The organism is Inquilinus sp. (genome assembly GCF_039594555.1).
Taxonomy (GTDB): domain Bacteria; phylum Pseudomonadota; class Alphaproteobacteria; order DSM-16000; family Inquilinaceae; genus Inquilinus.
Genome location: NZ_JBCNNF010000173.1, coordinates 1 through 14023, shown reverse-complemented (window position 1 = coordinate 14023; position 14023 = coordinate 1). Strand labels below are relative to the sequence as shown.

The window sequence follows — 14023 nt, the reverse complement described above, 5'->3', positions numbered from 1 at the left end:
AGTCAGGTTGTCGCGGATCGAGGCGCCGAGCTGCAGGCCGGTGACCTTGCGGTCCTCGGTCACCAGCGCCAGGCCGTGGCGCTTGGCCGTGGCCGGGCCGTCGATCGCCACCGCCTCGCCGTCGATCCGGATGGTGCCGCCGCGCCGGCCGCGGGCGGAGCCGAAGATGGTCTCCAGGATCTCGGTGCGGCCGGCGCCCAGCAGGCCGGCGATGCCCAGGATCTCGCCGGGATGCAGGTCGAAGCCGACGCCGTCCAGCACCCGGCGCCAGCCGCCGCGCCGGCCCGGCACGTCCAGCGACAGGTCGCGCACGCTCAGCACCGGCCGGCCGCCGGCGCCGCCGCGCCCGGCCGGATGCTCCGCCTTCGCCAGCTCGCGGCCGACCATATGGGCGATGATCCGCTCCCGCGTCAGCTCGGCGATCGGGGCGGTGACGACATGGCGGCCGTCGCGCAGGATGGTGACGCGGTCGGCCAGCTCCATCACCTCGTCCATCCGGTGCGAGATGTAGACGACCGCGACGCCGTCGCGCGCCAGCTGCCGCACCACGCCGAACAGGGTGGCGCATTCCGCCTGCGAAAGGGCCGAGGTCGGCTCGTCCATGATCAGGATGCGGGTGTCCAGCGACAGCGCCTTGGCAATCTCGACCAGCTGCTGCTCGCCCACTCGCAGGCTGCCCACCCGGGCGTCGGGGTCGACGGAGATGCCCAGGCGGCGGATCAGCCGCGCCGCGGCGTCGCGCAGGGCCGGGCCGTCGACGAAGAGGCCGCCGCGCAGCGGCTCGCGGCCCAGGAAGATGTTCTCGGCCACGGTCATGCCCGGCACCAGGTTCAGCTCCTGGTGGATGATGCCGATGCCGGCCTCCTCGGCGTCGCGCACCCCGGCGAACTGCCGCGGCGCGCCGTCGACCAGAATGGCGCCGTCATAGTCCGCATAGATGCCGGCCAGGATCTTCATCAGGGTCGATTTGCCGGCGCCATTCTCGCCCATCAGCGCGTGGATCTCGCCCGCGAACACGTCCAGGCCGACGCCGTGCAGCACCATCACCCCGGCAAAGGCCTTGCCGATGCCCGCGGCGCGCAGCACCGGCGGCGCGGCGCTCCTCTCAGCGGCTGTACTCGACACCTCTCCTCCCTCTCTTGTCGCCGGCGGCTTCGTGGCGGCCGCCCGGCCCGGCGGTTCAGGGCGGGGCCCCGTCCACCGTGTCCTTGAACGCTTTCATCCGGCGCTGCGCCGCAGCCTTGCCCGGCGGCGGCGCCGTGGTCTCGCGCGCGATCAGCGGCGCCGGCAGGCGGATATGCTCGGCCGGCCGGTCCGGCGCCTCGAAGGCGGCGGTCAGGATCCGCCAGGCATGGCCGGCCAGCGCCTCGGTCGGCTGGCGGATGGCGCTGACGAAGGGGCGCAGCACGGTCAGCCAGGCGAAATCGTCGAAGGCCAGCAGCGACAGGTCCTGCGGGATCGACATCCCGGCATCCTGCACCGCCCGCAGCACGCCCAGCGTGGCGACGTTGCTGCCGGTGAACACGGCTGTCGGCCGCTTGGCGTTACGACTATCGGAAGCGGTCAGCACCGGCAGCACCCCGGCCCGCGTCTCCTCCTGGGTCATGCCCGGCAGCAGCACGCGGGCGCGCTTCTCAAGCCCGGCGGCGCGCATCGCTTCCAGGAAGCCCTCGACCCGCGCGGCGCTGTTCCACAGGCGGGTGGAGTTGATGACGAAGGCCAGGTCGCGATGTCCCAGCGCCAGCAGATGCTCCGTGCCCAGCCGGGTGGCGGCGGCATTGTCGACGGCGACGGAGGGGAAATGGTCGTGGGCGGCGACGCGGTCCAGCACCACCACCGGGATGCGGTGGTGCCGCATCTCGCGCTCGGTCGCCGACCAGTCGCGGGTCGGCACGATGACCAGACCGTCGACCCGCCGCGACAGCAAGGCGCGCACCCGCTCATGCTCGCGCTCCGGGTCCTCGCGCGAGGTGACGATGATCACCTCGTAGCTCTGCGACAGGGCGATGTTCTCGAGATGCTCGACCAGCTCGTTGAACACGATGTTCAGCACGTCGGGCACCACCAGGCCGATGGTGCGGGTGCGCTGGCGGCGCAGGCCGGCGGCCAGACTGTTCGGGCGGAAGCCCAGCGCCTCCGCCGCCTCCAGCACCCGCCGGCGGCTCTCGGCCCCGACCCCGGCCTTGCCGTTGAACACGTTGGATGCCGTGCCGAGAGAGACCCCGGCGCGCGACGCGACCTCCCTGATCGTCGTCTTCCGCTGCGACATGTCCCAACTATGAAACGTTTCATCCGGGAGTCAAGACGCCCATCAGGGCACCCGTGCGGAGGACGCGGTGGCGTCCCGCCCCGTTCCCGTCTAGGCAGGAACCGCGATCTGGAGGATCCGATGACGGCGAGCGTGCGGGCGATCTCGGGAGTCGGGGGCAAGGGCCCCGCCTGCTTCCTGGTGCAGGCGGCGGGGCTGCGGCTGCTGCTCGACTGCGGCGCCGGGCCGGATGAGGGCATGCGTCCCCACCTGTCCGGCCTGGGGCCGATCGACGCCATCCTGCTGAGCCATGCCCATCCCGACCATGTCGACGCGCTGCCGGAGGCGGCGGACCGGTTCGGCCCGGTGCCGGTCTACGCCACCCCGCCGGTGCTGCAGGCGCTGCCGGAGGGATCGCCGGCCGATCGTAGGCCGCTGGCGCCGGGCCTGAACCGGCTGGCGGGCGACCTCGCCGTCACCTGCGGCCGCTCCGGCCACGCGCCTGGCGGGGTGTGGCTGCATCTCGCCATCGGCGGCGGGCTGTTCTATGCCGGCGACATGGGCTTCGACTCCGTGCTCTTCGCGGTGGATGCCGAGCCGCCGGCGGCGAAGGTCGCCATCCTCGACGCCTCCTATGGCGACGACGACACGCCGCATGAGGAGCGGCTGGCCGCCTTCGCCCCGGTCTTCGCGGCCAGGCGCGCGCTGCTGCTGGCCCCGGCCGGCGGCCGCGGGCCGGAGATGGCGCTGGCCGCGGCGGCGGCGCATGACCGCAAGCCGGCGGTGTGCGACGCCAACCGCGCCATGATCGACCGGCTGATCGACGATCCCGCCTGGCTGCGTCCCGGCGCCGGCACGATGCTCGACTCCCTGCGCAGCCGGATCGAGCCGATCGCGTCGGTCGAGCCGCCGCCGGAGCGGGCGATCATCGCCGCCAAGCCGAACGCCACCGGCGGCGCGGCCAAGCCGCTGCTGGAGGGCTGGGGCGCGGGGGACGGCCCGGTGGTCGCCACCGGCTATGTCGCCGCCGGCACCCCGGCGCGCCGGGCAGTGGAGGAGGGCCGGGCGATCGCCCTGCGCTGGCCGGTGCATCCGCGCCTGTCGCAGAACGCGGCACTGGCGCGGACGCTCGGCGCCGAGACGGTGGTGCCGGCGTTCGGAGACGCCCGCTATCGCGATGCCTGGGCCAAGGCCTTCGCCCCCGCCCGCATCGCCCTGGACGAGATCGTGGAGATCCGATGACGTTGATCAGGCCTCGACGAGATTCAGGCGCTTTCGGATCTGCTCGATGTCGTCGCCCTGGCGGTAGATGCGGTTCGACAGGACGGCATATTGCCCAAAAAAGCTTGCCACCTGGCTTTCCAGCAAGCCGAGCTTGGTCTTGACCTCGCGCAGATCGGTCTTCACCTCGCCGAGATCCGTCCGGATCGCGCGCAGATGCTCCAGCACCAGGTTGTCCGTCTTTTCGTCCATGATGCACCCGACCCGCGGATACCGTGACGCCCGACCGCATTCTATAACATAGGGACGATTCGGAGCGATGCAGCCCTTTCTGTTCCTGCGCCACGGCCAGAGCACGGCCAATCGCGACGGCGTGATCGCCGGCAGCACCGACGCCGCGCTGACCGAACTGGGCGAGGCCCAGGCGCGGGAGGCCGCGCTCGCCCTGGCCGGATCCGGCATCCGCCGCATCGTCGCCAGCCCGCTGCGCCGGGCGCTGCGCACCGCCGAGGCCGTGGCCCGGGCGCTGGGCCTGCCGGTCGAGACCGATGCCGGGCTGGTCGAGCGCGACTGGGGCACCTGGGAGGGGCGGCCGGTCGCCGACCGGCCGAGCTACTTCATGGTGCCCGAGGGCGGCGAGAGTTGGGAGGCCTTCCGCGACCGCGCCTGGGCTGCCTGCCAGCCGATCATCGCCGCCGGGCCGGCGCCGCTCGCCAGGCCCGCGGCCCTGCTGATCGTGGCGCATGCCGGCATCATGCGGGTGCTGCGCGACCGGCTGGGACTGGGCTTCGAGGCCAAGGGCGTGGCCAACGCCCTGCCGATGCGCTTCACCCCGCCGGACAGTGCGGGGTTGCCCTGGACGCTGGAACCGGTCACGAAACTGCAACCGGAACCTGCTAGCACCCCGGTCATTGTCTAAAATCCTTGGGATCGACGCCGATGCTGACCCGCCTTCTCCTCGCCGCCGCCTTCACCACCGTCTCCGCCGCGGCCTTCGCCGCCCAGGGATCGCTGATGATCTACACCTCGACCCCGAACGAGGCGATGACGGCCCTGGTCGCCGAGTTCAACAAGGCGCATCCGGAGGTGAAGGTCGAGTTCTTCCGCTCCGGCACCACCGAGGTGCTGAACAAGCTGCAGGCGGAGTTCGCGGCCGGGTCGCCGCAGCCGGACGTCGTGTTCATCGCCGATGCGGTGGCGATGCAGCAGCTGAAGGATGACGGTCGCCTGCTGGCCTATGCCGACGCGCCGATCCAGGGCTTCCCGGACGGCTTCGCCGACCCGGACAAGACCTATTTCGGCACCAAGCTGATCCCGACCGGCATCGCCTGGAACACCAAGTCCGGCGTGCCGGCGCCCAAGTCCTGGGCCGACCTGCTGTCGGCCGCGGCCAAGGACCAGGTGATCATGGCCAGCCCGCTCTATTCCGGCGCCGCCGTGATCCATGTCGGCACGGTCGCGGCGCAGCCCGGCCTGGGCTGGGACTATCTCGACAAGCTGGCGGCGAACGGCGCGGTCGCCGGCCAGGGCAACGGCACGGTGATGGAGGCGGTGGCCACCGGCCAGAAGAGCTACGGCATCATCGTTGACTTCATGGCGCTGAACGCCAAGGCCAAGGGGTCGCCGGTCGACTTCGTCTACCCGGCCGACGGCGTGTCGGTGGTGACCGAGCCGGTGGCGATCCTGAAGACGGCGGACGACGTCGCCGACGCCAAGACCTTCGTGAACTGGCTGCTCTCGGATGACGGCCAGGCCTACATGGCCAAGCAGGGCTACATCCCCGGCAAGCCCGGCGTCGCCCTGCCGCCCGGGCGCCCGGCGGCGTCGGCGCTGAAGCTGATGCCGGTCTCGGCCGAGACCCTGTCCAAGGGCGTTGACGAGAACAAGCGCAAGTTCAGCGACGCCTTCGGGGGGTGAGGGCGCCGCGCCTTCCCGCTTCCCCTTCTGTGTCATGCCCGGGCTTGACCCGGGCATCCAGAGGGGCTCGACATCTTCTGGATTGCCGGGTCAAGCCCGGCAATGACAGGGGGAATAGGCGTGTCCATCGCGATGGGCTAAACGCGGAGGCTCCGAGATCGTCGATCGCAGTTCCAGCGTGCCCGTGACCGATTCCCTGGCCACCACTCCAGCAGCCCTCCGCCCCCGCCGCTGGGGCGATCCCGTCCTGGCCGGGGCGGCCGGGGCCTATGTGCTGCTGCTCTGCGCCCTGCCGCTCTTGCGCCTGTTCGCTGAGGGGCTGGCGCAGCCGGAGGCGGCGCTGGCCATGCTCGGCGGCCGGGCGACGCTGCGGGCGCTGCAGAACACCCTCGTCTCCGGCCTCGGCTCGACCCTGGTCTCGGTCATGGTCGGCGGCGGCCTGGCGCTCGCCATCGGCCTCACCGACATTCGGCGCCGCGGCGTGCTGGCGCTGCTGTGCCTGCTGCCGATGCTGATCCCGCCGCAGATCGCCGCCCTGGCCTGGATCCGGCTGCTCGACGCCGGCACCCCGGCCCGCGCCCTGCTCGATGCCGTAACCGGCCCCTGGCCGAACCACCCGCTCTACTCCGGCGGCGGGGTGGTCTGGATCATGGGGCTGGAGCATGCGGCGCTGGTCTTCCTGTCCGTCACCGCCGCCATCCGCGGCCTGCCCTGCGACCTGGTCGAGGCGGCGCGGGCCGCTGGTGCCCGGGGGCCGCGGATCCTGCTCGGCATCCTGCTGCCGCTGCTGCGGCCGGCCTTCGGGGCCGGCGCGGCGCTGGCCTTCGTCTCGGCCATCGGCAATTTCGGCGTGCCGGCGCTGCTGTGCATCCCCGGGCGCTACAGCGTGCTGACCACGCTGATCTACCAGCGGCTCAGCGGCTTCGGCCCATCGGTGCTGGGCGAGGTCGCGGCGCTGGCCCTGGTGCTGGCCGCACTGGCGGCGCTCGGCCTCGGGCTGCAGCGCTGGGCCGCGTCGCGGACGCCGGTGCTGATCCGCACCGGGCCGACCGGCCCCGTCCTGCCGCTCGGCCGCGTCCGGCCCTGGGTGGAGGCGGCGCTGTGGCTGGTCATCGGCGTCCTCTCCGTGGCGCCGCTGCTGGCCCTCTTGGCCTCGGCCCTGGTGCCGGCGCTGGGGGTGGAGCTCAGCCTCGCCACCGTCAGTCTCGACCAGTTCGGCTATATCCTGTTCCAGCACGACGCCACCCGCCGCGCCTTCCTCAACAGCGCCTTGCTGGCGGCCATGGCGGCGCTGGCCACGGCGGCGGTCGCGCTGGTGCTGGCCTATTATGCGGAGGCCCGGCGCTGGCGGGCGATGCGCTGGCTCGACACCGTGGCCGACCTGCCCTATGCGCTGCCCGGCGTGCTGACCGCGATCGCCGCGATCCTCCTGCTGCTGCGGCCGCTGCCGATCCTCGGGATCAGCCTCTACGGCACGCTGTGGATCATCCTGGCGGCCTATCTCGGCCGGTTCCTGGCCCTGGCGCTGCGGCCGGTGGCGGGGGCGATGGCCCAGGCCGACCCGGCACCGGAGGAGGCGGCGCGGCTGGCCGGCGCCCGCGGCCCGCGGCGGCTGCTCGGGATCGTCCTGCCCGCCGTGGTCCCGGCGGTCGCGACCGGCGCCATCCTGGTGTTCCTGACCGCCTTCAACGAGCTGACCGTCTCCGCCCTCCTCTGGTCGCGGGGCAGCGAGACGGTCGGCGTGATGGTGTTCTCGCTGCAGGCGGAGGGCGCCGCCACCGCCGCCTCGGCCGTCGCCGTGCTGACCGTGCTGGTCACGCTCGGCCTCGCCGGCATCGCCACCCTTCTCGCCCGCCGCCTGCCCAGGGGATCGCTGCCATGGCTGCCGTAGACATCGAGCGCGTCGTCCGGCGCTTCGGCCCGCGCGTCGCGGTCGACGGCGTCGACCTGGCGGTGGCGCAGGGCGAGTTCCTGGCGCTGCTCGGCCCGTCCGGCTGTGGCAAGACCACGCTGCTGCGCCTGCTCGCCGGCTTCGACGCGCCGGATGCCGGCACGATCCGGATCGGCGGCCGGGTGGTCGCTGGTGGGGGCGCGATGGTGCCGGCGGAGGAGCGCGGCATCGGCATGGTGTTCCAGTCCTACGCGCTGTGGCCGCACATGACCGTGCGCGAGAATGTCGACTACGCTCTGCGCATCCGCCGGCTGCCGGCGGCGGAGCGGACGAAGAGCGCTGATCAGGCGCTGGCGGCCGTCGGCCTCTCGGATCGCGCCGACGCCCGGCCGGAGACCCTCTCCGGCGGCCAGCGCCAGCGCGTCGCCCTGGCCCGCTGCCTGGCGATGGTGCCGGCGCTGGTGCTGATGGACGAGCCGCTGGCCAATCTCGACGTCCATCTGCGCGACGCACTGCAGGCGGAGTTCCGCCGGCTGCACCGGCAGCTGCGCTCCACCGTGGTCTATGTCACCCATGACCAGGCCGAGGCGATGGCGCTGGCCGACCGCATCGCGGTGATGGATCACGGCCGTCTGCAGCAGGTGGCGCCGCCGCGGCAGCTGTATGCCGAGCCGGCGACGGCGATGGTGGCGGATTTCGTCGGCCGCGGCATGGTGGTGCCGGTGACCTGGCGCGGCGGCGCCGGCCCTGGCCTGTGCGCCGCCGACCTCTGGGGCCATCCGGTGCGGCTGCGCGGCGGTGCCGGCGCGCATGCCCCGTCGCAGACGGCCTGCCTGCGGGCCGAGGGGCTGGCCGTGGATCGGGCCGAGGGCATCCCGGCGCGGCTGGACCGCGCCGTGTTCGAGGGCGCCGTCACCATCCTGCATTGCCGGCCGGATGCCGATCCCGGCCGGGTGCTGCGCGTCGCTCATCGCGGCCCGCCGCCGGAGGAGGGGACGGCCCTGCGCCTCAAGGTCGAGGATGGCTGGCTGATGCCGCCGGAGGGTGGCGCCAGGGCGATGGCGGCGGAGTGACCTCCGCCGCGTGCGCCGCGGTTACGGCTTGACCTCGCGGGTCAGCTTCGAGTCCCACGGGCACCAGTGGCAGCCCGGCAGGAAGGCGCCGCAGGCCTCGTCGAGATGGTCTTCCACATACATCATGTTCGCGTCGCAGACCTCGATCGCGACTTCGAAGAAGTTGATCGTGTCCGGATCGAGATAGAAGTTAAACCGAGGATTGTAGGGCTGCTGCCGCTTGATGAGCCGGCCATGGACGTGGATGGCGTCCTTTTCCTTCCCGGACAGGATGTCGAGCGCCTTCTGGATCTGGTCTTCGGTGTTGAGCTGGATGATGAACTCGATGCCGGGGCTGGACGGCTGCTCGAACGCGAAGTAGCGCGGCATTCTGATCTCCATATGCTATTAAATTACAGGAAGAGAACTACTGATAGTTCAAACTATATCATTAAGTTATTTCTGCATTGATCAAGAGTCAATTGATGAATCTTGAATAAAGATTAGTGTTTTATGTTATATTTTAGAGAAATTGTAGGAATTGTTGGGATCTTGGCGATGATGGGCGGGAGCGACATCTCTTCCGCTCGACGGCTTTGAGCAAACGCGGTCCTTGCCGTCAGTGCCAGGAGCGAAATCGACGAAGCAATCCATCGTCCAGCACGAGCTGCTGCATGGATTGCCTCCCCCGGCTCAAGACCGGCGTCGCAATGACGCTGTCTGGAAATTCTGAAAAGGTCTCGCTGTGAGAGACGCGTCTCTCCGGCTGTACACCAGACTCACGTCCCGGCGGTCTCCGCCAGGAGCCAGCGGCGGAAGGCCTGCATCGACGAGGTCTCGGTGCGGGATTTCAGGCGGGTCAGCCAATAGGTGCCGGCGGGCACCTCGATGGCGAAGGGCTGCACCACCCGACCGGCCGCGATCGGGTCGGCGAACATGGCGACCGGCACCAGCGCCACCCCGGCCTCCTGCGCCGCCGCCTCCACCAGCGTCAGCGACGAATCGAACATCCAGCCGCGCAGCTTCGGCGCCTCGATGCCGGCGGCGCGGAACCACAGGCTCCATTCGTCGATCCGGTAGGACCGCAGCAGCTGCTCGTTCACCAGGTCGGCCGGGCGGCGCAGCCGGTCGCGCAGCGCCGGGGCGCAGACCGGCGACAGCGGCGCGCCCATCAGCGGCAGCGCCTCGGTGCCGTGCCAGGCGCCGTCGCCGAAGCGGATGAACCAGTCGAGCCCGTCGGCCAGCATGTCGGCGCGGTTGTTGTTGGTCTTGATCCGCAGGTCGACCGACGGGTGCTGCGCCCGGAAGCCTTGCAGCCGCCGCAGCAGCCAGCCGGTGGCGAAGGTGGCGACCACGCCGACCGTCAGGATCTCCTGGAAATTGCCCTCCTCGAGCTGGCTCAGCGTCGCGCTCATGCGGCGGAACGCGTCGGTCAGCACCGGCACCAGGGCTACACCTTCGTCGGTCAGGGCCAGGCCGCGCGGCAGCCGCTCGAACAGGGTGACGCCCAGCGTCTCCTCCAGCCGCTTCACCTGGTGGCTGATGGCGGTCTGGGTCACCCGCAGCTCCAGCCCCGCCCGGGTGAAACTGCCGAGGCGGGCCGACGCCTCGAAGGCCCGCAGGGCGTTCAGCGGCATCTGGGAAATGTCCATGGTCCGATCCCCTGGGGTCCGGTTGGTGGTCGAGCACAATCCACAACTGTCATGCCCGGGCTTGACCCGGGCATCCAGAGATGTCGAGGCCGCTCTGGGTGGCCCCTGGATCGCCGGGTCAAGCCCGGCGATGACAATAGAAGTTGAGATTTGGCTCTTTTGGCGGCCAAACCCGGAGCGGGGCGGCGCGTCCTCTATGGCCAAGATTATCTCATGTCTAAGCGAAGTATTCCTCGTTTGGCTAGGGGCATGGTCTCCGCCTATTCAGGGGCAGTGGCGGCCACGCGATGACCGTCCGGCAGTTCCCCGAACAATGGAGATCCGATTGACGATCCTGGTATCGCGCCGGCTGGCGCTGGCCGGCTCCCTGCTCGTCCCCGCGCTGGCCGCGCTGCCGGCGGCAGCGCAATCCAGTGGAGGGGCCGGCGGTGATGCGGCCGCCCGGCTGGCCGAGCTGGAGCGCGCCCATGGCGGCCGGCTGGGCGTGGCCGCGCTGAACCTGGCGACGGGCGCCCGCATCGGCTATCGCGCCGATGAGCGCTTCCTCCTGTGCAGCACCTTCAAGGCGCTGGCGGCGGCCTTCGTCCTGGCCCGGGTCGACCGCAAGCAGGAGCGGCTGGACCGGCGGATCGTGATCGCGCGCAAGGATCTGGTCGGCAAGTCGGTGCTGGAACCGCGGGTCGGCGGCGCCGGGGTGACGGTGGCGGAGCTGTGCGACGCCGCGGTGACCGACAGCGACAACACCGCCGGCAACCTGCTGCTGGCCAGCTTCGGCGGCCCGGCCGGCCTCACCGGCTTCCTGCGCTCGCTCGGCGACGAGACCTCGCGGCTGGACCGGACCGAGCCGACGCTGAACGCCTATGCCGGCCCCGGCGACCCGCGTGACACCACGACGCCGGCGGCGGTGCTGGAGACGCTGCGCAAGTTGGTCTTCGGCGACGCGCTGTCCGCGGCCTCGCGGCACCGGCTGGCGGCCTGGCTGATCACCAACAAAACCGGCGACACCCGGCTGCGCGCCGGCTTCCCGGCCGGCTGGCTGGTCGGCGACAAGACCGGCACCGGCGGCAACCCGGAGGGCAGCACCAACGACATTGCCGTCGCCTGGCCGGCGGACCGCGGCCCGGTCCTGGTCGCCGCCTATTGCGAGCTGCCGTCGCTGACCTTCGCGCAGCGCAACCCGGTGGTGGCCGAGATCGGCCGGATCGTCACGGAGGTGTGAGGCGAGATCCGGGCGCATGGCCTGGGACCTGCTCACAAATCTCAACACCGTCATTGCGAGCGCAGCGAAGCAATCCATGCAGCCGCTCTTGCGGGCCGATGGATTGCTTCGTCGGCTTCGCCTCCTCGCAATGACGGTGAGGGTCAGGCCGCCAATGCCAAAGTCATCCGAGGAGCCCCATGCGACCGATCCGGGAGATCCGGTGCCAGGCCGATCTCGACGCGGCGGTGCGGCGCTGCGAGCTGCGCTGGCGCGCGGTGCAGCAGGGGCTGCGCGAGGCCGAGATCGCCGCCCTGCTGGCGCTCGGGCTCGACCAGGCGGAGGCGCGTCTGTGCGCCCTGCCGCCCGGCTATCCGGACGAAGGGGCGGCGTGACGGGCGCGGCGGGGCGGGCTATGGTCGCGCGCCCGCCGCCACCAGAACGCCCATGCCCCAGCCCCGCCCGATCGGCCGCATCAACTGGATCGGCCTGTGGACCCTGACCGCCAAGGAGGTGCACCGCTTCCTCAAGGTCGCGACCCAGACCATCGCCGCCCCCGTGGTCACCACGCTGCTGTTCTACGCCATCTTCGCCCTGGCCCTCGGCGGCGCCGGGCGGCAGGCGGCGGGGGTGCCGTTCCTGCAGTTCCTGGCGCCGGGGCTGATCATGATGGCGATGGCGCAGAACGCCTTCGCCAACACCTCCTCCTCGCTGATGATCGCCAAGATCCAGGGCAACATCGTCGACGTGCTGATGCCGCCCCTGGCGCCGGCCGAGCTGGCGGTGGGCTACATCGCCGGCGGCGTCATCCGCGGCCTGCTGGTCGGGGCGGTGACCTGGGGCGCGATCCGGATCTTCGTGCCGGTCGACCCGGTCCATCCCGGCTTCGTGCTGTTCCACGCCATCGCCGCGTCGATGATGCTGGCGCTGCTCGGCGCCATCGGCGGCATCTGGTCGGAGAAGTTCGACCATATCGCCGCGGTCACCAACTTCGTGGTGACGCCGCTGGCCTTCCTGTCCGGCACCTTCTACTCGCTCGACCGGCTGCCGCCGGCCTGGCACTTCGTCGCCCATCTCAACCCGTTCTTCTACATGATCGACGGGTTCCGCTACGGCTTCATCGGCGTCAGCGACGGTACGCTGGCGATCGGCATCCTTGTCCTGCTCGGCGTCAATGCCGCGCTGCTGGCGCTGCTGCTGCGCATGCTCGCCACCGGCTACAAGCTGAAGGCCTGATGGCGGAAGCGGCGCGGCCAGTGGAGGCGGCTCGCCCGGCGGGGGCGGCCCGCCCGGTCCGGCGCTACGGCGCGGTGCACTGGCTGGGCCTGGCCACGCTGTTCCGGCGCGAGTTCCGGGCCTATCTCAAGGACTGGCCGGAGACGGTCGTGGCTCCGACCTTCTCGACCCTGCTCTATGTCGCGGTCTTCGCCGTCGCGGCGGGGGATGGCGGCGCGGCCGCCTGGGCGGGCCCCGGCGGGCTGCTGCCGTTCCTGGCGCCCGGGCTCGTGGTCTATGTCGTGCTGCTGCGCGCCGCCGAGACCACGGTCTACAGCCTGACCTTCCTGAAGGTGGAGCGGCTGGTCGGCGACATCCTGATGCCGCCGCTGGCGGCGTGGGAGGTGGCCGCCGCCTACGCCTTGGCCGGCACCGCCTCCGGCCTGGTCACCGGCCTGCCCTGCCTCCTCGCGCTGCTGCTGGCCGCCGGCACCGGCGTGGCCGACCCGCTGCTGCTGGCCCTGGTGCTGCTGCTCGGCGCCTTTCTACTGGCCGCCGCCGGCACGCTGGTCGGGCTGTGGGCGCAGAAATGGGATCAGGCCGCAGCCTTCTTCGGCTTCCTTCTGATCCCGGTCACCTTCCTGTCCGGCGTCTTCGCCCCGGTGGCGTTGCTGCCGCAGCCGCTGGCCGCGGTGGTGACGCTGAATCCGGTCTATTACGCGATCGACGCCGCCCGCATCGCTTTCGGCGGCGCGGGAGCTGAGGCCGTCGCCTTCAGCCTCGCCGTGCTGGCCGGCAGCGGCGCCGTGCTCTGGGCCTGCTCAGCCATGCTGATCGCCCGCGGATGGCGGCTGAAGCCCTAGGCAGCCTTAGGTCGGACATGATCTTGTCCTGATCTTCGCCTCATCATTTCGGATATTGTTCTACGCCGCCGGAAGGCAGGGATTTACTCAAAATTTTCGCGTCTTCGTCAGTGGGTTGACCGGATTCCACCCAAAGAATCGGCTGGACACGGAACATTTTGTGCAGTGCAATGTTGATAGCTTCACCCGCCGGATTGTAGCCGCGTCAGGCACCGATATTGCGCAAGGGAGAGGTTTCGTGGGCCAGTCCATTCCTTCGACCAGCGACATCGTCATCAGCACCTATGAGGCGCGCCGCGCCGCCGGCGCCGATGAATGGACGGCGTGCGACGCCGCGCTCGAGGCGTTCCGCAGGCGTCACCCGGAAGCGTCGTCCGACCTGGCTAACACCTTCATCGCCGACGTCCTGCGCGACCACACCGCGCGGCACTGATCCAGCGCTTCGAGGCGGCGTCAGAGCACGATCGGATTCGTTGAACTGTGCCGGCAGGTCCGGCTGAAGAGCCACAGGATGCCAATCATCTGTGATTGCCTCTCCCGTCGGATGCGGGAGAGGTCGGGCGCCCGCAGGGCGACCGGGTGAGGGCTGGCCCAGGCCTCGACAAACCCCCCTCACCCGGAGCCGCTTCGCGTCTCCGACCTCTCCCGCAAGCGGGAGAGGCAAGGCGCAAACCGGCTCCCGTCAGGCGGCACCAGCCTCCTCGATATGGCGCAGCAGCGGCGCCCAGTCTTCCCGCAGCTCCTCGGCGCGGCGGCCGCGCAGGTC

At 71.0% G+C, this 14023-nt stretch carries 15 protein-coding genes; 10 read left to right on the top strand and 5 right to left on the bottom strand.

What is annotated here, in order from left to right; genetic code table 11:
• Together ABDW35_RS18995 and ABDW35_RS18990 are read right to left on the bottom strand one after the other, a co-directional pair.
• Positions 1 to 1125 (bottom strand): sugar ABC transporter ATP-binding protein (locus ABDW35_RS18995; protein ID WP_343715451.1); only part of this gene is annotated, 1125 nt, incomplete at its 3' end.
• Positions 1126 to 1180: 55 nt separating this feature from the next.
• Positions 1181 to 2269, bottom strand: a complete 1089-nt coding sequence (locus ABDW35_RS18990) for a LacI family DNA-binding transcriptional regulator (RefSeq protein WP_343715450.1) — start codon at positions 2267 to 2269, stop codon at positions 1181 to 1183.
• Between the two features lie 120 nt (positions 2270 to 2389).
• Between ABDW35_RS18990 and ABDW35_RS18985 the strand changes: the two genes are divergently transcribed.
• Positions 2390 to 3490 (top strand): MBL fold metallo-hydrolase, encoded by a 1101-nt coding sequence (locus ABDW35_RS18985; protein WP_343715449.1) that lies wholly within the window; start codon positions 2390 to 2392, stop codon positions 3488 to 3490.
• A gap of 6 nt (positions 3491 to 3496) precedes the next feature.
• Here ABDW35_RS18985 and ABDW35_RS18980 read toward each other — a convergent pair whose 3' ends face one another.
• Positions 3497 to 3697 (bottom strand): hypothetical protein, encoded by a 201-nt coding sequence (locus ABDW35_RS18980; RefSeq protein WP_343715448.1) that lies wholly within the window; start codon positions 3695 to 3697, stop codon positions 3497 to 3499.
• Between the two features lie 91 nt (positions 3698 to 3788).
• Here ABDW35_RS18980 and ABDW35_RS18975 point away from each other — a divergent pair, with 91 nt between their 5' ends.
• The 4 genes from ABDW35_RS18975 to ABDW35_RS18960 all read left to right on the top strand — a co-directional run bounded on the left by ABDW35_RS18975 (position 3789) and on the right by ABDW35_RS18960 (position 8350).
• Positions 3789 to 4388 carry a histidine phosphatase family protein gene (locus ABDW35_RS18975; RefSeq protein ID WP_343715447.1) on the top strand — a complete coding sequence of 200 codons (600 nt, stop codon included), beginning with the start codon at positions 3789 to 3791 and terminating at the stop codon, positions 4386 to 4388.
• Between the two features lie 20 nt (positions 4389 to 4408).
• On the top strand, positions 4409 to 5386 hold the full coding sequence (locus tag ABDW35_RS18970; protein WP_343715446.1) for an ABC transporter substrate-binding protein: 978 nt from the start codon (positions 4409 to 4411) through the stop codon (positions 5384 to 5386).
• 184 nt (positions 5387 to 5570) lie between these two features.
• Positions 5571 to 7277 carry an ABC transporter permease subunit gene (locus ABDW35_RS18965; RefSeq protein WP_343715445.1) on the top strand — a complete coding sequence of 569 codons (1707 nt, stop codon included), beginning with the start codon at positions 5571 to 5573 and terminating at the stop codon, positions 7275 to 7277.
• A complete protein-coding gene (locus ABDW35_RS18960; RefSeq protein WP_343715444.1) occupies positions 7265 to 8350 on the top strand; it encodes an ABC transporter ATP-binding protein in 1086 nt (361 codons plus the stop codon). Before ABDW35_RS18965 ends, ABDW35_RS18960 begins: the two co-directional genes overlap by 13 nt.
• A 21-nt stretch (positions 8351 to 8371) precedes the next feature.
• Here ABDW35_RS18960 and ABDW35_RS18955 read toward each other — a convergent pair whose 3' ends face one another.
• Positions 8372 to 8719 (bottom strand): hypothetical protein, encoded by a 348-nt coding sequence (locus ABDW35_RS18955; RefSeq protein WP_343715443.1) that lies wholly within the window; start codon positions 8717 to 8719, stop codon positions 8372 to 8374.
• Between the two features lie 389 nt (positions 8720 to 9108).
• The gene (locus ABDW35_RS18950) at positions 9109 to 9981 is read right to left on the bottom strand and encodes a LysR family transcriptional regulator (protein ID WP_343715442.1); all 873 of its coding nucleotides are present in this window, start codon (positions 9979 to 9981) and stop codon (positions 9109 to 9111) included.
• A gap of 325 nt (positions 9982 to 10306) precedes the next feature.
• Here ABDW35_RS18950 and bla point away from each other — a divergent pair, with 325 nt between their 5' ends.
• The 5 genes from bla (at position 10307) to ABDW35_RS18925 (ending at position 13690) form a co-directional block, all read left to right on the top strand.
• Positions 10307 to 11200, top strand: a complete 894-nt coding sequence (gene bla, locus ABDW35_RS18945; protein WP_343715441.1) for a class A beta-lactamase — start codon at positions 10307 to 10309, stop codon at positions 11198 to 11200.
• A 179-nt stretch (positions 11201 to 11379) separates the two neighbouring features.
• Positions 11380 to 11574 (top strand): hypothetical protein, encoded by a 195-nt coding sequence (locus tag ABDW35_RS18940; RefSeq protein ID WP_343715440.1) that lies wholly within the window; start codon positions 11380 to 11382, stop codon positions 11572 to 11574.
• Positions 11575 to 11626: 52 nt separating this feature from the next.
• A complete protein-coding gene (locus ABDW35_RS18935) occupies positions 11627 to 12415 on the top strand; it encodes an ABC transporter permease (protein ID WP_343715439.1) in 789 nt (262 codons plus the stop codon).
• On the top strand, positions 12415 to 13257 hold the full coding sequence (locus tag ABDW35_RS18930) for an ABC transporter permease (RefSeq protein WP_343715438.1): 843 nt from the start codon (positions 12415 to 12417) through the stop codon (positions 13255 to 13257). Before ABDW35_RS18935 ends, ABDW35_RS18930 begins: the two co-directional genes overlap by 1 nt.
• Before the next feature lie 238 nt (positions 13258 to 13495).
• Positions 13496 to 13690, top strand: a complete 195-nt coding sequence (locus tag ABDW35_RS18925; RefSeq protein ID WP_343715437.1) for a hypothetical protein — start codon at positions 13496 to 13498, stop codon at positions 13688 to 13690.
• Positions 13691 to 14023 lie beyond the last annotated feature (333 nt).